Source organism: Vibrio sp. KUL78 (assembly GCF_059725505.1).
This window is the reverse complement of sequence record NZ_AP045837.1, coordinates 1,788,492-1,809,819: the sequence shown is the minus strand read 5'-3', so window position 1 is coordinate 1,809,819 and position 21,328 is coordinate 1,788,492. Positions and strand designations below refer to the sequence as shown.

Here is a 21,328-nt window from a genome sequence, read left to right as displayed (position 1 = left end):
GATGCTTTCGCAGCTTTGTCATTACAAAGTGAGTTTTTCGGTGGATAAATCAGCAGATGATGGTGTTTTGCTAATTTAAAGTGATCTGTGTTTCATTAATTGAAACTGTAACTTCTTGATAATTTGAGTGTGTGTAGAATCGATTTTGCTACCATTAAAAATTAAAATTATCAATGCAAATAATACGTTAGTTATATATCAGTTTCACAAATGAGAAAGCTGGCACTTTAGTAGTCAGTCAGGACAAAAAATGGTTACAGGCTTAAATCAAAAGGATCGTGGTGTTAAGCGATATGCCGTTTTGGTATTCGTATTTGGCGTTGTGCTTACCGCATTTATTACACATATCGTCTATGGAGGACAAAAACAGCTAGCCGACTCAAATTTTGAATTTTTAACGGAGAATCAAACCGAAAATATAAAAGAGCTCGTCATGCTCGATGTAAGCTTTATAGGAGCAGGAGCTAGCTTTTATCATGCGACCCAACCCAGTGCGTGGGATAATTTCTCGAGTTTCGCGGAGCCTTTGGTAGACAGTTCAAAAAGTCTCATTGCTATGCAATGGATGAAAAAGGTCTATCCAGAGCAGCTAGACACTCATATCAAACGAGTGCGAGAGCGCTTTCCTAGTTATCAAGTGTATACCGTTCCCAAAGATCAACCACGTGTTGAGGGTTACATACTAGAAAATGATGAACCTATCTATGTAGCGAGTGATGTCTATCCCGTCAACGAGTCGAATCTCAGAGCTTTAGGTTATTACTCTTCCCGAGAGCGTGTTCGTCGCGTTATAAGAAATACTATGGAGACCGGAGAGCCAAGTCTCTCGGACAAGATCCGACTACTCCAGGATGGATTCGATCGCTCTTTGCCCAAAGAGGGGATGTTAGTTTATGTACCGGTATTTGATGCCGGCACACGATCACTGCGTGGTGTCGTGATTGGGGTAATCAGAATCACAGTATATTTTGAGCAGATTGTTAGTCGTACAGCAATAGGTAAAGAGGTAGGGATTCGCGTTGTTGATCTTGGATTTGACGCAGAGGATGACCCGATACTCTATCAAAACAGCCTTTGGGATGCGTTGGATGAACCTTCAAAAGATGTCATCATCGACCTTTACGATCGTCAGTGGCGTATTCAGTTTAAACACGATGCTGGAATTTCAAAGAACGACAAGTTAATTCTTTTCTTCGTGATGACGGGTGGTTTGTTGATTTCACTGTTGCTTGCTTACGTTGTTTATCTGATGCTTAGAGAGCAGCGCAGACTCGCGGTGATTGTAAACCGCCGTACGAGAGATCTTCAATACCTTGTAGAGCGAGACCCGTTAACAGAGGTCTATAACCGACGCGCATTCAATCGCTTGACTGACTACCACGTCTCTTGTAACAAGCCGTTCTCACTGGTGATTATCGATGTCGATCAGTTTAAAGGAATCAATGACAAATATGGTCATGTAGCGGGTGACGAGATACTTATGCAGGTTGCAGCGTATATCAAAGATAAGCTGTATCCGGATGACATGTTATTCCGTTTAGGCGGCGATGAGTTTGCGGTTATCAGTCGATGCATCGATTATACGACTCTACAAAGCTATATTGCAGATATCTGCGTCGAAGCTTCTCAGCTTACGTGGCCTTCAATCGACCCATCTTTTACTTGTACGTTAAGTATTGGAGCTGCCGTCTATCGTGGTGAAACTATCGAACAGTTGCTCAATAGGGCAGACGAGCAGCTGTACATTAGTAAGGCTAATGGTAGAAATCGAGCCAATGTTGCTTGAATAAAGAGCGATCGGTAATGTGCCTGTCGAGCTTTTGTTTTGAATACGCTACAATTTCGCGGTGTTAATTACTGTTTACTAAGTCGCTATGAATTATAACCGAGTCGTTTGTTTTGATCTTGAAATGTGTTGCTGGAACGTCGATGGCGTTGGTACTACAGGTGAAATCATCGAAGTTGGCTTGGCTGAGATCGATTTGGTGAAGCAAGAAGTCGTAAAGCGTGCTCAGTACTATGTAAAACCCGAGAAAGATGAAGTATCGTTGTTCTGCACAGAGCTGACAGGTATTACCCCGAGAAAAGTTGAGAAACAAGGGCGACCACTTGAGTCAGTGATACAGTCAATGGTTAAGAACTTTGGTGGTCCCAATAAGATCTATGCTTCTTGGGGACGCGATGATGATATTTTGCGTCTTGAGTGTGAAGCTAAAGGGATTGAAATGCCTTTCAAGGAGTTTGTTAACTTAGCCACGTTGTACCGCATTCAAAACCGACTAAAAGACAAGCGTATAGGTCATAAGGCCGCTCAAGAGCAGAAAGGAATTGAGTGGGAGGGGCGTCAGCATTCAGGATACGTTGATGCCTATAATCTCGCCAAGCTTGCTCTGACGATGCTTTAATTTTGTTAGCCTCGTCCTAGCTTTGCAGAAGAGGCTAATCATTAAAATCTTAGTCTTTATCGACAACCTGTATTTTGGCGCGTATGAACTCGCTATGGTCAACATAAAGCAGCTCCGCAACTTTTCTGATAACTGAATCCTCCAACGGATCAATCACACCGTCTGCATTAGCCACTTCCCACATCGCTTTAATCAATTCAAAACGTCGTTCTTGGCTAAGCTCTCTTAAGCTAGAGGTAAAATCATAAAGTGACGCCGAGTTTTGGGCTTGCTCTTGAGCTTGGTCGAGCAGGGTGACGGCTTCGGCATCCGTCAAGCCGAGCATACGTACTACCAACTGACGCTTCGCTTTTTCTTCCTCTGCATCTACTTGATAGTCAGCCTTAGAGACTTCGCACAGCAAGGAAGCGATAGCGAGGTTGGGGCTGACACCCTGAGCTTTGGACAGATCATCCCCTTCAATAAGCTGTTTAAATAAAGAAGTAATTGAGTTGAACATTGGCGTACCTACTTTTAACGGTGTTACTTAACTACATAGTGCTACGTGTGCGAGATCACAAGTAGTTAGAGTCTAATCTTCTGAATTAGTTTCAGGAAATACCGTTTCTGAGCCATCCCCATGAAGTACGGCGACGTAAGCAGGTTTGCCGAAAGGGTCAAGCTTCACCAAGCCAACACCAGACTTATTCACTAATCGATTGTGGTCACTTGGCTCTGGCTTACGCTTAAATATCTTTAAGCGTTTACGTTTAGTAAACCAGTTGAGCGGAGAGCGTGGCGTATATAGCCATTTATCTAGGGTGTCACAGATTGTCAGTAGGGGTTCTGGGAACTCGCTCTTGATACCACTGCATGTAATCTGATAGATATGAGAATCAGTTTGTTTGAATCTGAGCTTTACGTCATAGACGAATGAATAGTGCACATCGCCAGACAGAATGACAAAATTCTCGGGCGTTTTACTGTGAGTAAAAATCGACAGCAATGTGTTGGCACTTCCTGGGTGCGCCATCCAGTTCTCAGCATCAATGATCAGTGGATTGCCAAGCTTGGTCGCCATAGCTTGTAGCGTCTCAATAAATTTCACACCAAACATTGGGGCTGGAGAAACGACAACGACAGAGTCAAACCCAATCAACTCTTGTTGAAACTCAACCATCGCCTCCCAATCCATAAGCCCTGACGGTTTGTTCATCTTAGACTCGGAGCGCCAGCGCCGAGTACGGGTGTCAAGAACGATCACTTTTGGGTGGCTTTCTAAGGTGTAGTGCCATTTTTCGTATCTTAGAAGCTGCTGTATCAATTCATCATGCTGATCGTTATCCAGCATTGCCTCGCTAACCGGATTGTTTGGGAATAAGGTGATTAATTCTTGTTTCCAGTCGGAATGCATCTGTTCTGGATGATTTCCCCAAGCTTGGAAAATCAGATAACTCACTAAAGCATTACCTATGATTCGCTTAGAGAAAGCATTTTCGTACGCGGCTTTTTCCCAGCCAACCGTTAGGTTCCAATCATCCGTGACGTCATGGTCGTCGAAAATCATGTAAGTAGGAACATGAGCAAGTAGTCGTCGAACCTTTGATAAATCGGCGACGAACCCCTCTAGTGCTTGTTGCTCTGATAGCCACTGTTCGCGATGCGAGGGGCTGATGTCATTGGCGCTTAACTTTTCGAAACCAACGAGATGCCATAACTCTGGGGACCAAGTAAGAAGGTACATTGCGATGAACTCAGACAGAGTAACCAAATGGTTATCACATTCTCGTGAACTGAAAATGGCGGTTTGTTGTGAGTTTAATAAGTTCTTGAGTCGACTACTGGTATCCTGATACTTAGGTAAGAGTTTATCTCTTTCATAAAGTCCAACTTCGCCACTGTGAAGCAACGAACTGTCTGCAAGCGAGCTTTGGAGAAATTCTTCGTTAGGTAATTCCAGAAGCTTAATGACTTTATGAATACACTGAAGAGTCGGCCCGGCGATGTGGTCAGCGTATATTTGATCACCAGTGAGTAGCAGGATATCGGGACGATCAGTCAATTGACCGTCTTTTACTTTACTTTCAATGCGCTCGTCTAACTTTGCAAGACTATCTGGACTTGGGTGGTGTGGGTTTCTACAGGAGCCATGAATGATATAGTCTGCGGTGTCCGTGAGTTGAACATCGACGCGTTGGTTATCGGCATAAAACATATTCTTGGGGAGAACGGAACGATTTGATGCCAAGTCGACGATGTCGTAGTGAAGCTTCTCGTGCGTTTCAAAAGAGTGTTGTAAATAGAATTGGACTATCCAAAGCTTAGGACTAAGCTGCAATATCTGAGACTCAGGTATCGAGTAGGAATGCTTACCGAACTCACCAGATACAGAAACAGACAAAGACTGCGGTGAAACTGACGTCGCAAACCAAAGTGTCAGCTCACGTTTGTTTGTTCGGCGAAGAACTGGACCTGCAAGAAGATGGGGTAGTGTCGTCATGACTATCCTTGTTACCTTTTGTTTTCTATTTGCGGCTATGCACTTTTGTCGAGTACAGCTTCCTCATTTTCCATTTACTCTAGCAATTCTATAAAGTCAGAGCTACTTGCTTCATGCCCAATCACAAAGAAACCTGTCAGTGCGTCTAGTAGTTGAGACGTGTTACTACTTTGTTCAACGATTTCTTCCAATCTGCGGCGAAGCAGTTCAACCTCATGCTCAACAAAACCACGCGCTTCTTCATCAGAAGATGCTTCATCAGGAGCATTGTCAAACTCTAGAAATAACAGTTCGTTATCGAGTTCTGTATTGACTAATCGTTCAGGAAGCCACTTTTCACCAGTAACGACATGAATATCACTGTCAACAGGCAGACTATTAAGGATGTTTTTTAATTTTTCTACTTTCACGATTGGTCTAAATAGTGGAAACTATGCCATTGATAACTGTTGGTTATTTATTGAGCTGTATCGGATAATCACAGTTAGGTGACATAATAAGTGTAATAACAACATAATATAACAACTCTTCTCTTAAGAGATAGCGTTGTAAGCGAAATTGGCATTAGCCTTACAAGTTAGGCTATTTACCATCCCAAACACGTGCTCTCGACCCTTTTTTTACTGATTGATAACATTTCCAGTTGGAGAAACTGCAAGACATGATTAAGAAAAATCTCGCGCTAGCGATTACGGCAACCATGATGGCAACGTCCGTCGCACAAGCCGAAGAGTCTGCGCAAGAAGCGGAGTGGGGTATTGCAGCAGTTTGGCGTACAGCCAACATCCCTTTTGATACAAAAGGCGGTGATGCTACTGTAAGTACTTTCATTCCCATGATGTTCTTTAAGAACGACTATGTCTTTCTTGACGGTACCATGGCAGGTGCCCACCTCTATAAAACGGATGATAAACAATTAGAGTTCAACGCGATAACGCGTATGCGATTCATCGATATCCCTGAAGATGAACAAAATGCCGTTGGTGGTGATACCGCTGATTACGGTCTGCAAATGCGTTATAACTTTGACCCTGTGTGGCATTATGACGCGGAGTTGATGACGGATGGTGACAATCGTTTCCATGCTAACTTCCGCCTACAAGGTTTGTTGGACTACGGCGACCTCGAAGTTCGTCCTAATGTCACTTTGCGTTTCAAAGATGCTGACTTTAATACTCAGTACTACGGCACTTACCGTGATACGGTCGACAACCTATCTGGTGGCGTCGATTACGCGATGGGTGTTGATGCGCGTTACCACGTCACATCAAATTTGTACCTATTAGGTGCAACGAATATTCGCATGCTGGATAACGCGGCGTATCACTCCTCAGTGGTCAAAGAGCGATTTGAAGGCGAAGTCTATGTCGGTTTCGGTTTCTTTAACGAGAAGAAAAAGAGCACGTCTAAAGCCAAGCAAGTAAGCCGTGACATCAGCACTAAGCCTTATGTGAGAGTAGCACACGGTTGGGCTTCACCGTCAGACATGGGTGACATTCTTACTTTCAAAGGCAAACGCGACCCATATAACAACCAAGTGACGTCGGTGTTCTATGGACACCCACTTACTGATGAACTGTTTGGTTTACCTCTTGATATCTACTTGAGTCCGGGTATTGCCCATCACTGGAACTCGGAAGTACAAGACTCAGGTACCGAATTTGTTACGCTTATCAAAGCCTACTACACCATTAACTGGCCAGTGAAGATGCGCTTGGGTGTAGGTAATGGTTTATCGTACATCGATAATATTACGTATATCGAACAGTCAGAGATGGATAAGAAAGAGAAGCGTGCAAGTCATCTGATGAACTACATCGATATTTCCTACGATCTCAGCATTGGTTCTCTGATTCGTAAGCCAGAACTCGAAGACTTGTGGCTTGGTTACTCTTTGCACCACCGCAGCGCTATCTTTGAAGCGTCTTCGCAGTTTGGTCGTATCAAGGGTGGCAGTAACTACAGTACGGTTTACCTGCAGTACCACTTTTAAGAATTATTGAACAAAAGCTCCGCGAAATGCGGAGCTTTTTGTATCCGCTCGAGTTAACCCACATCTACTACCTGTGCTACAATCGCGCCAGTTTTAATAAGAAAAAATACTAGGGAATGTTTTGACTTCCTCTCACGATTCCAATCAGCCAGCACAAGCGAAAGCCAACAATGCACAGTCTCTAAAACGAGCACTAAAAGACTGCATGATCCGCGATCGTTTTCGTTTAAGTAAGCGCATCGCTGGCGCATCAAAAATTAAGAAACCAGAAGCTCAAGCCGCCGTATTCGATGAGATCGCGGCGGACATTGCTAAGTCGATGATGGACGCGGAGCAGCGTGCCGTTCAATCACGCCATATCGAATACCCTGAATTACTTCCGGTCAGCCAGAAAAAGACGATATCGCAAAAGCGATTGAAGAAAATCAGGTTGTTATCGTAGCGGGTGAGACGGGTTCAGGTAAAACCACCCAGTTACCGAAAATTTGTTCAGAACTTGGTCGTGGTAAATTCGGGCTTATCGGTCATACACAGCCACGACGACTGGCAGCACGCTCAGTTGCCAACCGTATCGCGGAAGAGATGGAAACCTCGCTAGGCGAGTTTGTTGGCTATAAAGTTCGATTTAACGATCAGATCTCAGACAATACACAAATTAAACTGATGACGGACGGTATTCTGCTGGCCGAAATTCAGCACGACCGTTTTCTCAATCAATATGACACCATCATTATCGATGAGGCGCACGAACGCAGTCTAAACATCGATTTTATACTTGGTTATTTGCGAGAGCTGTTACCTAAGCGTCCCGATCTTAAAGTCATCATTACCTCGGCAACAATTGACCCAGAACGATTCTCAAAACACTTCAACGATGCACCAATTATTGAAGTGTCTGGTCGTACTTATCCCGTTGAAACTCGCTATCGTCCACTTCGCGGCGATGATGACAGTGACCGAGATCAGTTAGAAGGCATCTTTGAAGCAGTCGACGAGCTGTGTGACGAAGGGCTAGGCGATATCTTGATCTTTATGAATGGTGAACGAGAGATTCGCGATACCGCCGATGCCTTGGGTAAGCGCAACCTTCGTGATACGGAAATCGTACCGCTCTACGCGCGCTTGTCTGCTGGCGAGCAAAACAAGATCTTCCAGCCTCATGCGGGTCGACGAATTGTCCTTGCGACAAACGTGGCTGAAACCTCGTTAACGGTGCCTGGGATTAAATATGTGATTGACCCTGGTACTGCACGTATAAGTCGTTATAGCTACCGTACTAAGGTACAACGTCTTCCAATCGAGCCTGTATCACAAGCAAGCGCAAATCAGCGTAAAGGTCGTTGTGGGCGTGTGGAAGAGGGTATCTGTATTCGCTTGTACTCAGAAGAAGATTTTGAGTCTCGCCCAGAGTTTACCGACCCAGAAATTCTGCGTACTAACTTAGCCTCTGTTATTTTGCAGATGACGGCACTTGGATTAGGCGACATCGAGGCGTTTCCTTTTGTGGAAGCACCTGACAAGCGTAACATCCAAGACGGTGTTCGCTTGCTTGAAGAGCTCGGCGCGATTAACGATAAAGCCAAAGATCCTAAAAAGCGTCTAACGCAGATTGGTCGCAAGCTAGCTCGCCTGCCTATTGATCCTCGTCTGGCGCGAATGGTCATTGAAGCACCGCGTTTGGGTTGCTTGAAAGAAGTCATGGTAATCGCGTCAGCTCTGTCGATTCAGGACCCACGTGAGCGTCCGAGTGACAAACAGCAGTCCTCTGATGATAAACATCGTCGTTTCTTCGACAAAGAGTCGGATTTCCTAACGTTTGTAAATCTATGGGACTACATCCAAAAACAGCAAAAAGCGTTATCAGGCAATCAGTTCCGTAAGCAGTGCAAACAAGATTTTTTAAACTACTTACGTGTCCGTGAGTGGCAGGATGTCTATTTCCAAATTCATCAAGCGATGCGTGAAATGGATGCTAAGCTAAACCAAGAACCGGGTAGCTACCAAGCAGTACATAGCGCATTACTGGTTGGCTTGTTATCGCATATTGGTGTTAAAGACCAAGAGAAGAATGAGTATCAAGGCGCTCGTAATGCGCGTTTTCACATCTTCCCTGCTTCTGGTTTGTTTAAGAAGCAGCCGAAGTGGATTATGTCTGCGGAATTGGTGGAGACCTCTAAGCTTTGGGGCCGAATTATTGCCAAGATCCAACCGGAATGGATTGAGCCTTTAGCAAAACACTTAATTAAGCGAAGCTACAGCGAACCTCATTGGTCTAAAAAACGTGCCGCGGTCATGGCTCACGAAAAAGTGATGCTTTATGGAGTGCCAATTGTGCCGAAGCGCTTAGTCAGCTATGGCGCGATTGATCCTGTCATCAGTCGTGAGCTGTTTGTGCGCAGTGCTCTGGTAGAAGGTGACTGGGAAACAAAACACGCATTCTTCAAACAAAACCGAAAACTTTTACAAGAAGTTGAAGAGCTAGAACATAAGTCTCGCCGTCGCGATATTTTGGTCGATGACGACGAGCTATTTGATTTTTACGATCAGCGTGTTGGAACCGAAGTGGTATCCGGGCGACACTTTGATACTTGGTGGAAGAAAGCGAGCCAAGCTAATAAAGAGCTGCTTAATTTCGAGAAAGAGATGCTGTTTAAAGGTGACGCTAGCCATGTTACCGATCTCGACTATCCAAACTTCTGGCATCAAGCTGGTTTCAAACTCAAGCTGAGTTATCAGTTTGAGCCTGGAGAAGATAACGATGGTGTTACTGTTCACATACCATTGCCGATTTTGAATCAGATCGATCAAGACGGATTTGACTGGCAGATCCCTGGTCTGCGCCATGAGTTGGTGGTCAGTCTTATCAAAGCGCTACCGAAGACACTTCGTAAGAACTTCGTTCCAGCACCAAACTACGCCGACGCGTTTTTGGCAAGAGCAAAGCCAATGGAAGCGCCACTGCTTGACTCTCTAGAGAAAGAGCTTCGTCGAATGACAGGTGTTGAAGTGTTACGCGATGACTGGAATCTAGACCAGTTACCTGAACACTTGCGCATTACGTTCAGAGCGGTCGATCACCGTAACCGCAAGCTTAAGGAAAATCGCGATCTTTACGAGCTCAAAGAGAGTTTGAAAGACAAGGTTCAAGCGACGCTTTCTAAAGTTGCTGATGACGATATCGAACAACAAGGTCTGCACACATGGAGTTTTGGTGAACTGCCGAAAGTGTATTCTCAAAAGCGTGGTGGGTTTGATGTTAAAGCTTATCCCGCGCTTGTAGATAATAAAGACAGTGTTGAGATCAAGCTGTTTGAAACAGAAGCAGAGCAAGAGCATGTGATGAAAGAAGGGCAACGTAGGTTGTTGCTTCTGAACGTGCCATCACCGATAAAGTACCTGCACACCAACTTACCGAATAAGTCGAAGCTCGGTCTGTATTTTAACCCTTACGGCAAAGTGCTCGACCTGATTGATGACTGCATAGCTTGCGGTATTGATAAGCTTATAGAAGGTCAGGGTGGACTTGTTTGGGATTCAGATAAGTTTGAAGCACTAAAAGAGCATGTAAGAGGTGAGTTAGGTGATACGGTGGTTGATATTGCTCAGCAAGTTGAAACCATTCTTACTACCGCATTCAACATAAATAAAAAGCTTAAAGGTCGTGTGGACTTCTCGATGGCGTTTGCACTGTCTGACATTAAGGCGCAGATAGAAGGCTTGATCTTCAAAGGCTTTGCTACTGAATGTGGTTGGAAACGACTTCCAGACATCTTGCGTTACCTAAAAGCGATTGAAAAACGCATGGAAAAACTTCCGATCGACCCGAATCGAGATCGCATGCACATGCTTAAAGTTGAATCGGTAACACAAGATTACAAAGAATTGCTGAACAAGATCCCTAAAGGTATGAAAATACCAGAGAACGTCAAAGAGATTCGCTGGATGCTCGAAGAGTTGCGTGTCAGTTATTTCGCTCAACAACTCGGTACCCCGTACCCGGTATCAGACAAGCGTGTACTAAATGCGATAGACGCGTGTTAAGCCGGAATTGTTGAGTTTACTCAAAATTTTTGATCTATGTCTCTGAGAAACATGAAGGTTTTACCAAAAATTAAAACTTATCGGTTTCTCACGAGATATAGTGTGTGATATATAAGGCTCCGCGGTGGCTTTGATTGGATTCGCCGCATTCTATTAAACAAGAAGGTTACAAATGAAAAAGACACTTTTAGCGCTTGCGCTTGTTGGTGCCTCAACATCTGCGTTCGCTGATGCTTGGTTGTACGGTGGTGTTTCAGCTGGTCGTGCTGAATACAATGGTAATAGCGATACACCAATGGGTTTCCACGTTGGTACTGGTATCCTACCAATCATCGGTATTGAAGGTGGTTACTGGAAGCACGGTAATTACGATATGACAGCTAACGACGGTGCGACTGGTTACGCTGAACTGGGTTCTTGGTACGCAGCGCTTAAGCCAAGTATCGATATTGGTCCAATCCAGCTTTATGCGAAAGGTGGTCTTCACTACTACAACGCAGACTACAAAGGCAGCTTGAACGGCAGCGATAGCGGTACTGACATCATGTACGGTGTGGGCGCTGAGTACTTTGTAACTGACATGCTTTCTATCGGTGCAAGCTGGCAGCGTTTCAACGGCGTTAAAACGACGTTCTCTGGCGACAAAGATCTAGATAGCTTTACTATTAACGCGACTCTTCACATCTTCTAATCGTTGTCAGATGAGTTATTGAAAGCGACCTTTTAGGTCGCTTTTTTCGTTTTGGAGCAATTATTTGCTTGTGTTAGTTGGAATCATGAGTGGCACCAAATAAGCCACTACAGATAGCGCGAACGCAGATGCGCCTCGAAGAATTTGGCGTCCAAGACGTCTCCGGTCGCTTGTTTGACCAATGCGTCGGTTGATAACAAGCTCGCTTTACTCCAGATGTTTTCAGACAACCAAGTAAATATCGGTGTGAGGTCTCCAGATTTAATGGCGTCATCAACATTCACAGTTTGTTTCATCGCTGCCATAAATTGAGCAGCATACATCGCACCCAGTGTGTATGACGGGAAGTAACCGAACGCGCCATCTGTCCAGTGGATATCTTGCATGCAGCCATCTTTGTAATTGCCTTTAGTAGAAAGACCAAGATATTGCTGCATCTTTTGATCCCATAGCTCTGGAATATCTTTGAAGGAAATCTTGCCGTTCATAAGATCACGTTCAATTTCATAACGAAGAATAACGTGAGCAGGGTAGGTCAACTCATCCGCATCTACACGAATGTAGCCCGGTTGTACGCGAGTGTAGACCTTTTGAAGGTTTTCTGGTTGAAACACCTTAGCATCATTCGACGTAAAGTGTTTTTGTGCGAGTGGAGAAAGGTGAGCAATGAAGCCCTTACTACGACCTAATTGCATTTCAAAAAATAGCGATTGAGATTCATGAATACCCATCGAGCGCGCTTCACCTGCAGGTAATCCAGAAAGCTCGGCTGGTAGCCCTTGCTCATAACGCGCGTGACCGGTTTCGTGTACGATTCCCATTAGTGATTGAACGAAATCAGATTCATCGTATCGAGTTGTTATTCTTACATCTTGCGGGACACCTCCGCAGAATGGGTGTGAGCTAATATCGAGGCGACCATGGTCGAAATCGAAGTTAAGCAACTTCATTACATCCAAACCGAGCGCGTTCTGTTCTGCCGTCGCGTAGCGCTCGTTTGGCAAATAGACGGACTCAGATTGTTGTTTCTCAATGACTTCTTGGGTAAGGCTAGGCAGCCATGATATCAAGTCACCAAACAAGGTATCGAGCTGTTTAGAATTGACTCCGGGCTCATAAATATCAAGCATGGCATCATAAGGCGTTAATCCAGACTGCTCAGCGCGAATCTGCGCTTCTTGCTGAGATAGATTGACGACTTCTTCAAAGTTAGTACAAAACCCCGTCCAGTCGTTCTCACCACGCTGCGTCCGCCATGCATGCTCGCATTTCGAGCCAGCGAGAGACTTTGCTTTCACTAGATCTTCCGGGACAACTGTTTTTAAGCGCCACTGACGTTTCATCTCTGCCAAGCTTGCCTGCTGCTTGGCATCTAAGTTGTCTGATTCTGCTTTATCAAACCATTCGCCTAATTGTGGCGCAGTCGATAATTGATGGATATGAAGAGAAAGTTGCGCCATCGCTTCTGAACGTGCCTGGTTGCCACCTGATGGCATCATCGCGGCAGCGTCCCAGCCGCAGATAGCCGAAAGATGACCAAAATTGGCAATGGTTTTAAAGTGCTCAACGAGTTTATTGTAGTTTTCCATGTCTGTGACCTTTCGCATGAACGAGGGCTATACGTTAACATTAACAATAGGTTGCGAAAAGAATAATGCTATCAAGTTGTAAAATGTTGATGGCTTTTTAATACGCATTGGAGCAGAATCAGACTATTGTTCTACTTTTGCCCTTATCCATATGCATATTCTCAACTTCGAAGCCTTTTTAATCGCGATCACTATTCTTACTCTCACCCCCGGTCTTGATACGGCTTTGGTGATCAGAAATACCACAAGAGGTGGTTTTCATGATGGTGCGGTGACGAGCTTAGGGATTTGTCTCGGTCTATTTGTCCACGCAAGCTTTTCGGCGCTCGGAATCTCGGTGATTCTGACTCAGTCTGCGGAGTTATTCACCTTGGTGAAAAGTGTAGGGGCGGCATACCTAATTTGGTTGGGTATTTCGAGTCTTCGATCGTTAAAAAATGCCTCTGCAATGTCAATCAGCGAAGGGCGTGAGCAACGAGTTCAAGGAAAGCGTTCTTTGAGAGAGGGTTTTCTTTCTAATGTTTTGAACCCGAAAACAGCCGTGTTCTACTTAGCGTTCTTGCCGCAGTTCATTAACCCGGAGTACTCGCCGCTTGTCCAATCAATGGTTATGGCGAGTATTCATTTTATCATCGCGATGGCATGGCAGTGTGGTCTGTCAGGAATGCTTAATTCAGCGAAGTCGTTATTGAAAAGCTCTAAATTCATCCGTTGGATGGAAGCAACGACGGGCTTGGTTTTGGTTGGACTAGGGGTAAAATTGTTGTTGGAAGAGCCGACTATCTAATCTTTAGTTAGTCGGCTACGAAACTTAGCTTGAGCGAGTATCGATAGCCTGCTCAAGTGAGCGTTTGGTACGCAAAAATTGATGCATGGTGACAGAAGAGCCTTTTAACAGGTATCTATCGAAACATTGATAGTAGTGGTCGGCATCTTCCATTTGCTTACAGAAGTTTCTCGCTTCTGTGTTGTGATGGTGTAGGTCTTTTTCAGATGCAAACTGATTATGAGACGCGCAGCCTGCCAAGATAAGTAGCATCGCTAGTGAACAAGTGATTCGAAACATTTTAATCCAATAGAAGTTAAACGCTTGTTGTATTGTAAGAATCCAATGATTGTTTAGTTACCATTTCACGACACAAGTTCCATTAAGCCTCAACTTTTTTTAGCCAATGGAGCAAATATAGTGCTAATTCTGTGGGCGAGTCCGCTGGAAGATCATGCGCGTCACTATCAAAGGGAATATGGGCGACTTTCCAAGCTTCAGCGATACGTTTTCCCGCTAAACTATTCACTAATTTATCGTCATTGCTTGTGATAACTTGAGTAGGGCATGACGGAGAGTTTTCCGGTCCCGCAAACCGAGCAGCGGCGAAAAGCTGTCTGAGCGCGTTGGAGAATTTAACGGGATGCTTTTCATTTAAAGCCAGGTGATACGAAAGTATGCTCGGATTGAGAACGTGGTTTGGATAGGTGAGATTTAGTATGGTTTTTTCGAATGCCTGAGAACCGCGAAGCTTTGAAATTAAGAGTCTAGGTATCTCTTTTAGATTAAAGCGTTCGTTAATTGGGCTGTATCGAGCAAAACTTGGATTGATGAGAGTCAAGCTAGCTACCTTGTGAGGTACTTGGTGTGCCCAGTATGAACCCAGCATTGAGCCCATTGAAATTGCAATGATATGGTAACTGCCTATATCAGGTGGCAATTGCTCTATGACGGCGTCCAACATTTGCTCTATTTGTAGAGGGCTTATTTCCTTATACAGGTCTCCGTTACCGGGTACGTTAGGTGTGTAAATGTGCAAATCCGGCTCAAGCTCCTTTAATGCTCCAACCAAAAAATGCCAGTGCCCTGCTTCCCTTAGCAGGCCTCTAACTAAGACGATGGGTACCATAAATTCGTCGCTTTCCTTGTTAATTTCTCTTGCTGTATATCTGTAATATTGATTAAAAGGTCGTTGTTGAGCACCTGCATCAAGTAGCTAAGCAAGGTACTGTGTCGCCTCTCGACACGTTTTATTCTGTGTGGTTTGGTGGGGTGAAATAACTGACTAAAGCTCAGTAATTGCATAGGGTTTTTCTTAACCCACAGCCAAGACCCTAACTCTAGCGTCAGTGGCACAAAGGGAGAGCAGGAGTCTTTATAATGCTCTAAATGCATCCAATCCCAAAAATCTCCGTGTGTGGTGTATTGATGCCACTGAGGCTCAAATTGATAGAGTTTGTAATGTGGGTAGCTCTTTCTGAACACTGAATAGAGCAGATAAAACTCATGGAGGTTGTTAGGTGGCCGTTTGTGATGCGCAAAAGGAAACCATAAGCGATCTCTGGTACCAAAACCGCTGTGTAGGTCTAGTACGATGGTCGCTGACGACTGTTTTGCAAGGTTGAGTATGCATGTTGATACGGCAGTGAGTTCCTGTTCCATCTCTATTGGATTACCTCGAAACCAAGGAAGCTTAGAGCTTATAGATTGCCCCGCATACAACTGATAGCGAGGGTTGGTAGAGTGAACAGGGGCATTGCGCATCAAGTCTACGCCTCTATGGTTTGAGCGATTTTTCAATGCTACGCCCCATGGGTTGACGACTGGGATAGAGATGATTTTTATAGTGTTTAAGGTTTCCTGTAGTTGCATATCCCACTCGACACGCCTCAACAAGCTTTTCAGAAAAGACAGGATGATTTGGCTTCCAATTCGCTCAACACCGTGAATAGCACCAGTTAAAACAAGGCAAGGAGCAGAAGGCTTGTCTGTGCCCAATGAAAGCATTTGCACTGGAAACTCATGTTGACCATGCTTGATGTACGTGAGCGTTTTCAGCGACAATTCATCGTAGCGCTCAGCGTACGTTTCAATGTGTTCTAGTTCTTTGGGCGTTGCGACAAACATAAATAAACTCAGTGTTTTAAGCTAAGTTTAGAGAGTTTAATCGACACTAATGTGAACTATTCATTTCAATCGAGTTCAATTACATTCGTCCAAATAGAAAAACACCGAGCGTGATGCTCGGTGCTTTTCTATTCAGTGTTTTTACATTGGCTTTTTACCAACGCCAAAATTCTCTTTTGGTTTAAGCGTGATCTTACCAAAACCAAGCTTTTTGAAGTGATTGTCGCGATAGTTGCGAACTGCCTTGGTGTCAGAAATGGCTTCGATTTGCTGTTCCATTTTCAGGAACTCTGTCAGGTCGATACCTTCTGCTTCTGCGACCGCCTCATGGATATTACGGTGCTGCTGATAAGAAAACGTTAGTGTTTTCTCTTCGTTTTTGTATTCGTAGATGATGGTACGCGCCATGGTGTTACCTATTGTATTTGATGCCTGACAAATCTAAGCGCTAGATTCTGCCTTGAAGCGGGATGATTGTCACGCTTTCACCGGGTTTTACGGTATCGATGTGTGGAGCTATCTCTATCAGACAGTTTGCTTCACTCATTGAACGTAAGATACCTGAGCCTTGCTTGCCTGTCGTTTTAACCGAGAGTTGGCCGCTTTCTTGGTCCACTTCGTACACCCCACGACTGAACTCAGTTCGACCTTGACGGGAGCGCAATGATTCTGTCGCAATGGCTTGAACTTTGAGTGGAGCGAAGTTTTGTACACCTTGCATCTTCTTAATTGCAGGTTCAACAAAGTTAATAAATGAAACCATTACCGCAACAGGATTACCTGGAAGGCCGAAGAACGGAACCCCATTAATATCGCCAAACGCGAGAGGACGACCTGGGCGCATATTGATTCGCCAAAAATCTACGCTGCCGCGCTTCTCTAATACGTTCTTAATAAAGTCCGCGTCACCAACAGACACGCCACCAGAGGTAATCACTAAATCAGCGCTCTCACTGGCTTCGACAATAGCACGTTCCATCACACTCTCGTCATCCTCTAAAATGCCGAGATCAACAATGTCACAGCCTAGCTTTTTAAGCATAGCCATGATGGTGAATCGGTTCGAGTCGTAGATAGAGTTTGCCTGTAACGGTGTACCTGGTGCTTGAACTTCATCTCCAGTAGAAAAAACAGCGACACGAAGCGCTCGTTTAACCGTCACAGAATCCATACCCAAAGAGGCTATCATGCCTAATTCAGGTGCTTGAAGTAAGGTTCCGGAGGTAAACACAGCTTGTCCAACGGCTAAGTCTTCACCAGCTTGTCTCACGTTCTGACCTGTTTTGATCGCTGCATCGCCAAAGCCGACTGAATTACCATCTACCAGTGCTTGTTCTCTCATCACGACCGTGTCTGCGCCAACTGGCATAGGAGCACCTGTCATGATCTGCACTGCTTGACCTGGCTCTAACGCTTTGTCATATCCGTGTCCTGCCATCACACTTGCTACAACATCGAACTGGGTACGATGGTTGTCAGCGCCAATAATCGCATAGCCATCCATCGCCGAGTTGGTATAAGCCGGTACATTGATTGGTGAACTAATGTCATCGAGCAAGACTCGTCCGTATGCCTCTGTGATTGTCACTGTTTCCGACGCACTAATCGCTTCGACTGCATTTAGGACTTTCTCTTGCCCTTGTACAACGGAAAGAAACGCTGGAGATAAAGTATCGCAACATGCGGCAGCATTTGCTTTTGGTGTTTCTTGCTTTTGCACATAACCCAGAATGAAGGTCTTAATCGCATTGAGATCATTGATACTCATGGTTGGAAGTTCAACATCGAGTTCACTGTCTGATGCAATAGCAATAATGTTGTCGTCACTAGGGTAAAGCCAAGGTTTACCCACTTCTTGTCGGTTTAATTCAATCTTTGGAAACGCGATGTTTTTGCATCCTTCCACTAGGATCAAATCGAGTGCCTTATGGTCAAATCGAGATAATAAGTATTCGAAGCCAGCTTCGGAATCTGGCGTTTCCGTCATAAGCGCGTGGCGATAGCGAGAAGAGATCAACATTTGGCTCGCGCCCGCTTTGCGAAGGCGGTAACTGTCTTTACCCGGTTTATCTACGTCAAAGTTGTGATGAGCGTGTTTTAGTACGCCAATACGTATTCCTGTCTCAGTTAACATGGGTAGCAACGCTTCGAGTAAGGTCGTTTTTCCGGTACCACTGTATGCAGCAAAGCCGAGTAGGGGGACGTTGTTGATGGACTTGATAGTCATAAATAGGCTCTTTACTGTTGATCGTTGGCAATCGCTAATTTAGCGAGTTCTTCTGGCGTATTCAGGTTTACAAAGCATTCTGGATTATCAGAGAAATCGACGTACTCTGTATGACATTCTCTATAGAGCAGAATGATCTTACGATCTCCTCGCTCGAGAAACGCTTCTAGCGTTGGTAACACCCGCTTGTGGAACATAGTAAACACTGGTTGATGGAAGTCTCCATCGTGAGCGACCAGTATGTCACTGTCTTGTTTGGCCGCTTGGCAGAATTTTTCAACCACAGACTCGTCTACGAAAGGACTATCGCAAGGGACAAATCCGACCCAGTCTGTTTTTGCTGAGGCAAGACCCGCATGGATACCACCAAGTGGACCCGGAAAATCCGGGTAAGTATCACTGATCACAGGGGCATAGTGCCCATATTTATCTTGATTGCGGTTGGCATTGATGGTGATGGATTGAGTTTGTGTAGCCAATCGCTCTAACACATGTTCAATGAGTGGCTTACCATTAAACTCGATAAGACCTTTATCATTGCCACCCATACGAGAGGCTTGCCCTCCAGCAAGAATGACCCAACTAGTCTGAGTTGGATGCAACATAGTTATTCTCTTTATCTTTTTTGTTTTTTATCGATGATTTGTAGCAATGGTGATTCTATCAAGGTGCAGTCTTTAATCCACCATTGTTTTCGACACAACCGAGTTAATGCGTTGGTTTGGTGGCTTGTAATGACGATACTTGAGCCATGCTCTAGTAAATCTTGAGCCATAAAGACAAGACGCTCGATAGACTCTTGGTCGAGAGAGGCGCTTGGTTCGTCCATTAGTAAAATCGAAGGTTTTAGCACCCATGCTCGCGCCATCGCAACGCGCTGCTTTTCACCACCAGACAGTACAGAGACGTGCTCGTCAGCGAGCGTTTCAAGCCCGACAAGGCGTAAGGCTGAGATCACCTCAGCACGTTTGTCATGAAGATCTAAATTCTTGTGTTTGATGCCGTACACAACATTCTGAAATACTGAACCATCGAACAGATAAGGCGATTGGTGCAAATAAATAACGTCTTTGCGTCCTGGCCCGCGAAACAAGCCAGTAAACAGCGATTGATGGCGAGGCAGCACATCGCCTGATGTGGGCTTGAGCAGTCCGGCAAGTATTTTCAGTAATGTTGTCTTACCAACGCCATTGTCTCCCTTCAGATAAACGGCTTCATTTGGACCAATTGTAAGGCTGGGGATATGAAAAAGGACGCGATCCTTGAATCGCATTGAAACCTGCTTTGCTTGTAGCTGTATTGTCATTGTTGTCCCTTAAGCAGAGTCTTGGATTAATTATAGTGGTTAGTATCAAAAACAGTGGAGCTATATCAGGTTCTCAGTACACCCTTACCGCGCATTGATGAAAGAAGGAAGTTGAGCACGAGTGCTAACACAAGTAGAACGATTCCAAGGGCGACACCTTGAGCGAATGCGCCTTTATGGCTCTCCATTGCGATAGCGGTTGGGATATTTCGAGTTAAACCCATAATGTTGCCGCCGACCATCATTGAACAGCCAACCTCTGTCACGATTCTAGAGAAGCCAGCGACGACAGCGGCCATAAGAGGGAAGCGAGACTCCCAAATCAATGTCATTAGAGTTCGAAAGCGTGATACACCGAGGGTGACAGACGTTTCCAGTGCACGTCTATCGGTACTTTGCAGTGCGCCATGCATCATTGAAACGAGCACAGGAAAGCAGATCAGTATTTGACCTACAATCATTGCGCGTTGCGTGAACAGCATCTCCCAATTACCAAGTGGTCCCGAGCGAGACAGCAGCATGTAAAGCAACAAACCAATGACGACCGTCGGAATGGCTTGCATCGTGTTAACCAATGATAGTAAAAACCACTTTCCGGGAAAGTTCGTGTAGGCGAGAAGATAGGAGACGATGATCGCGGGCAGCACAACCAGTGAGACAGCAGATATCGAAACGCTGAAGGAAACCGCCACAATGCGCCATAGATCTTTATCTAAGCTAAATAGGAGGCCAAGGGCCTCCATTGTCGTTTCGGTGATACTCATTAACTGTTGTTTTTCTCTGCATCCGCAACAAACAACTGCTCACCCATTTTACGGTAGCTGTTAATCATCGATTGACCTTTCTCCGATACAAGCCAGTCACTCAGGGCACGAGCGCCTTTAGTATTAAGAGTAGGGTAACGCTGTGGATTCACCACGATAACTTGGTATGGGTTGAACAGCTGCTTGTCACCCTCAAATAACACTTTGAGGTCAAGCTTCGCTTGGTAAGCGAGCCAAGTACCACGGTCAGTCATCGTGTAACCTTGCATCTCTGATGCCATATTCAGTGTCGGCCCCATACCTTGACCTACTGAGCGGTAGCCACCGAAATCAGGCTCAATCTTGGTTTGCTTCCAGATCTGCAGCTCTTTCTTGTGTGTTCCCGAGTCATCTCCGCGCGAAATGAAGATAGCGTTTGTCTTTGCAATATGATCAAAAACTTGTTCGATGCTTTTTTGATCGTGGATGTGAGCAGGATCTTTGTCTGGGCCAACAATCACAAAATCGTTGTACATCACACTGCGTGGTTCGATGCCGTAGCCTGCTTCAACGAAGCTAGCTTCGGCTTTAGGCGCGTGCGTCATTACTACGTCCACATCGCCATTTTCGCCCATTTTTAGCGATTTACCGGTACCCGCTGCGATGATATCAACTTGATAACCAGTTTCTTGGGTAAATTCTGGGAGAAGGTAATCGAGTAAGCCTGAATGGTACGTGCTAGTAGTCGTTGCAAGTCTGACGCGCGGTTGCTCCGTGCTGTCTGCATAAGCCGAAACAGATAGCGTAGCTAGGGATACCGCCGTCACCATTAATCGAGGGAATGTCATAGTAATTTCCATTTTTGTTTTTATCGTAAAACCATGTGCTCTTTGCGAGCTCTATCCTTAAGCAAAGACAATGCCATAATTTCCTTAGGAAAAAAGAGGCAAAGTGCGACATT

18 protein-coding genes and 1 pseudogene are annotated in these 21,328 nt (G+C 45.0%); 6 read left to right on the top strand and 13 right to left on the bottom strand.

Translation table 11 applies throughout. From position 1 onward, the window contains the following. Positions 1–250: 250 nt before the first annotated feature. Positions 251–1,786: a sensor domain-containing diguanylate cyclase gene (locus AC6I8Y_RS08425; protein ID WP_394154154.1), complete on the top strand. Its 1,536-nt coding sequence runs from the start codon at positions 251–253 to the stop codon at positions 1,784–1,786. 88 nt (positions 1,787–1,874) lie between these two features. After that, on the top strand, positions 1,875–2,405 hold the full coding sequence (locus AC6I8Y_RS08420) for a 3'-5' exonuclease (RefSeq protein ID WP_234495981.1): 531 nt from the start codon (positions 1,875–1,877) through the stop codon (positions 2,403–2,405). A gap of 49 nt (positions 2,406–2,454) precedes the next feature. Here the strand turns inward: AC6I8Y_RS08420 and AC6I8Y_RS08415 are convergent, their stop codons facing one another. From AC6I8Y_RS08415 to AC6I8Y_RS08405, 3 genes are all read right to left on the bottom strand, one after another. After that, complete coding sequence (locus AC6I8Y_RS08415; protein WP_042472910.1) at positions 2,455–2,904, bottom strand: tellurite resistance TerB family protein; 450 nt, start codon at positions 2,902–2,904, stop codon at positions 2,455–2,457. A gap of 72 nt (positions 2,905–2,976) precedes the next feature. Next, positions 2,977–4,884, bottom strand: coding sequence for an alkaline phosphatase D family protein (locus AC6I8Y_RS08410; protein ID WP_498019892.1), 1,908 nt, complete (start codon positions 4,882–4,884; stop codon positions 2,977–2,979). Positions 4,885–4,958: 74 nt separating this feature from the next. Further along, positions 4,959–5,294, bottom strand: coding sequence for a VC1380 family protein (locus AC6I8Y_RS08405; protein ID WP_498019891.1), 336 nt, complete (start codon positions 5,292–5,294; stop codon positions 4,959–4,961). Positions 5,295–5,545: 251 nt separating this feature from the next. On the opposite strand from AC6I8Y_RS08405, the gene AC6I8Y_RS08400 reads away from it, so the two are divergent. The 3 genes and pseudogenes from AC6I8Y_RS08400 (at position 5,546) to AC6I8Y_RS08390 (ending at position 11,609) form a co-directional block, all read left to right on the top strand. Then, on the top strand, positions 5,546–6,877 hold the full coding sequence (locus AC6I8Y_RS08400; RefSeq protein ID WP_234495984.1) for a MipA/OmpV family protein: 1,332 nt from the start codon (positions 5,546–5,548) through the stop codon (positions 6,875–6,877). A gap of 205 nt (positions 6,878–7,082) precedes the next feature. After that, positions 7,083–10,918, top strand: a pseudogene (gene hrpA / locus AC6I8Y_RS08395) (ATP-dependent RNA helicase HrpA). A gap of 172 nt (positions 10,919–11,090) precedes the next feature. Further along, positions 11,091–11,609 (top strand): outer membrane beta-barrel protein, encoded by a 519-nt coding sequence (locus AC6I8Y_RS08390; protein ID WP_252014513.1) that lies wholly within the window; start codon positions 11,091–11,093, stop codon positions 11,607–11,609. A 107-nt stretch (positions 11,610–11,716) separates the two neighbouring features. Here AC6I8Y_RS08390 and AC6I8Y_RS08385 read toward each other — a convergent pair whose 3' ends face one another. Continuing rightward, the gene (locus AC6I8Y_RS08385) at positions 11,717–13,198 is read right to left on the bottom strand and encodes a carboxypeptidase M32 (protein ID WP_498019890.1); all 1,482 of its coding nucleotides are present in this window, start codon (positions 13,196–13,198) and stop codon (positions 11,717–11,719) included. Between the two features lie 151 nt (positions 13,199–13,349). On the opposite strand from AC6I8Y_RS08385, the gene AC6I8Y_RS08380 reads away from it, so the two are divergent. Then, positions 13,350–13,985 (top strand): LysE family translocator, encoded by a 636-nt coding sequence (locus AC6I8Y_RS08380; RefSeq protein WP_234495987.1) that lies wholly within the window; start codon positions 13,350–13,352, stop codon positions 13,983–13,985. 24 nt (positions 13,986–14,009) lie between these two features. Here AC6I8Y_RS08380 and AC6I8Y_RS08375 read toward each other — a convergent pair whose 3' ends face one another. The 9 genes from AC6I8Y_RS08375 to AC6I8Y_RS08335 all read right to left on the bottom strand — a co-directional run bounded on the left by AC6I8Y_RS08375 (position 14,010) and on the right by AC6I8Y_RS08335 (position 21,215). After that, entirely contained in the window at positions 14,010–14,264 is a 255-nt protein-coding gene (locus AC6I8Y_RS08375; protein ID WP_394154143.1) for a hypothetical protein, read from the bottom strand. Between the two features lie 82 nt (positions 14,265–14,346). After that, positions 14,347–15,093, bottom strand: coding sequence for an alpha/beta fold hydrolase (locus tag AC6I8Y_RS08370; RefSeq protein WP_498019889.1), 747 nt, complete (start codon positions 15,091–15,093; stop codon positions 14,347–14,349). Continuing rightward, positions 15,075–16,091 (bottom strand): DUF2817 domain-containing protein, encoded by a 1,017-nt coding sequence (locus AC6I8Y_RS08365; RefSeq protein WP_498019888.1) that lies wholly within the window; start codon positions 16,089–16,091, stop codon positions 15,075–15,077. The genes AC6I8Y_RS08370 and AC6I8Y_RS08365 overlap by 19 nt, the downstream gene beginning before the upstream one ends. A 141-nt stretch (positions 16,092–16,232) precedes the next feature. Continuing rightward, positions 16,233–16,499 carry a DUF2960 domain-containing protein gene (locus tag AC6I8Y_RS08360; protein ID WP_042501483.1) on the bottom strand — a complete coding sequence of 89 codons (267 nt, stop codon included), beginning with the start codon at positions 16,497–16,499 and terminating at the stop codon, positions 16,233–16,235. Positions 16,500–16,539: 40 nt separating this feature from the next. Then, positions 16,540–18,318 (bottom strand): bifunctional molybdopterin-guanine dinucleotide biosynthesis adaptor protein MobB/molybdopterin molybdotransferase MoeA, encoded by a 1,779-nt coding sequence (locus AC6I8Y_RS08355; protein ID WP_498019887.1) that lies wholly within the window; start codon positions 18,316–18,318, stop codon positions 16,540–16,542. A gap of 11 nt (positions 18,319–18,329) precedes the next feature. Then, entirely contained in the window at positions 18,330–18,923 is a 594-nt protein-coding gene (mobA, locus tag AC6I8Y_RS08350) for a molybdenum cofactor guanylyltransferase MobA (protein ID WP_498019886.1), read from the bottom strand. A gap of 11 nt (positions 18,924–18,934) precedes the next feature. Next, entirely contained in the window at positions 18,935–19,624 is a 690-nt protein-coding gene (locus AC6I8Y_RS08345; protein ID WP_498019885.1) for an energy-coupling factor ABC transporter ATP-binding protein, read from the bottom strand. Between the two features lie 65 nt (positions 19,625–19,689). Next, positions 19,690–20,388 carry an ABC transporter permease gene (locus tag AC6I8Y_RS08340; protein ID WP_042472944.1) on the bottom strand — a complete coding sequence of 233 codons (699 nt, stop codon included), beginning with the start codon at positions 20,386–20,388 and terminating at the stop codon, positions 19,690–19,692. After that, positions 20,388–21,215 carry an ABC transporter substrate-binding protein gene (locus AC6I8Y_RS08335; RefSeq protein ID WP_234495992.1) on the bottom strand — a complete coding sequence of 276 codons (828 nt, stop codon included), beginning with the start codon at positions 21,213–21,215 and terminating at the stop codon, positions 20,388–20,390. The genes AC6I8Y_RS08340 and AC6I8Y_RS08335 overlap by 1 nt, the downstream gene beginning before the upstream one ends. Positions 21,216–21,328: the final 113 nt, after the last annotated feature.

Bases quoted from the DNA above. Each gene is read 5' to 3' on its own strand.
- AC6I8Y_RS08415 (WP_042472910.1), bottom strand. From the start codon at position 2,904: ATGTTCAACTCAATTACTTCTTTATTTAAACAGCTTATTGAAGGGGAT.
- AC6I8Y_RS08385 (WP_498019890.1), bottom strand. From the start codon at position 13,198: ATGGAAAACTACAATAAACTCGTTGAGCACTTTAAAACCATTGCCAAT.
- AC6I8Y_RS08375 (WP_394154143.1), bottom strand. From the start codon at position 14,264: ATGTTTCGAATCACTTGTTCACTAGCGATGCTACTTATCTTGGCAGGC.
- AC6I8Y_RS08355 (WP_498019887.1), bottom strand. From the start codon at position 18,318: ATGACTATCAAGTCCATCAACAACGTCCCCCTACTCGGCTTTGCTGCA.
- AC6I8Y_RS08360 (WP_042501483.1), bottom strand. From the start codon at position 16,499: ATGGCGCGTACCATCATCTACGAATACAAAAACGAAGAGAAAACACTA.
- AC6I8Y_RS08400 (WP_234495984.1), top strand. From the start codon at position 5,546: ATGATTAAGAAAAATCTCGCGCTAGCGATTACGGCAACCATGATGGCA.
- AC6I8Y_RS08390 (WP_252014513.1), top strand. From the start codon at position 11,091: ATGAAAAAGACACTTTTAGCGCTTGCGCTTGTTGGTGCCTCAACATCT.
- mobA (WP_498019886.1), bottom strand. From the start codon at position 18,923: ATGTTGCATCCAACTCAGACTAGTTGGGTCATTCTTGCTGGAGGGCAA.
- AC6I8Y_RS08365 (WP_498019888.1), bottom strand. From the start codon at position 16,091: ATGTTTGTCGCAACGCCCAAAGAACTAGAACACATTGAAACGTACGCT.
- AC6I8Y_RS08425 (WP_394154154.1), top strand. From the start codon at position 251: ATGGTTACAGGCTTAAATCAAAAGGATCGTGGTGTTAAGCGATATGCC.
- AC6I8Y_RS08370 (WP_498019889.1), bottom strand. From the start codon at position 15,093: ATGGTACCCATCGTCTTAGTTAGAGGCCTGCTAAGGGAAGCAGGGCAC.
- AC6I8Y_RS08335 (WP_234495992.1), bottom strand. From the start codon at position 21,215: ATGACATTCCCTCGATTAATGGTGACGGCGGTATCCCTAGCTACGCTA.
- AC6I8Y_RS08410 (WP_498019892.1), bottom strand. From the start codon at position 4,884: ATGACGACACTACCCCATCTTCTTGCAGGTCCAGTTCTTCGCCGAACA.
- AC6I8Y_RS08420 (WP_234495981.1), top strand. From the start codon at position 1,875: ATGAATTATAACCGAGTCGTTTGTTTTGATCTTGAAATGTGTTGCTGG.
- AC6I8Y_RS08340 (WP_042472944.1), bottom strand. From the start codon at position 20,388: ATGAGTATCACCGAAACGACAATGGAGGCCCTTGGCCTCCTATTTAGC.
- AC6I8Y_RS08345 (WP_498019885.1), bottom strand. From the start codon at position 19,624: ATGACAATACAGCTACAAGCAAAGCAGGTTTCAATGCGATTCAAGGAT.
- AC6I8Y_RS08380 (WP_234495987.1), top strand. From the start codon at position 13,350: ATGCATATTCTCAACTTCGAAGCCTTTTTAATCGCGATCACTATTCTT.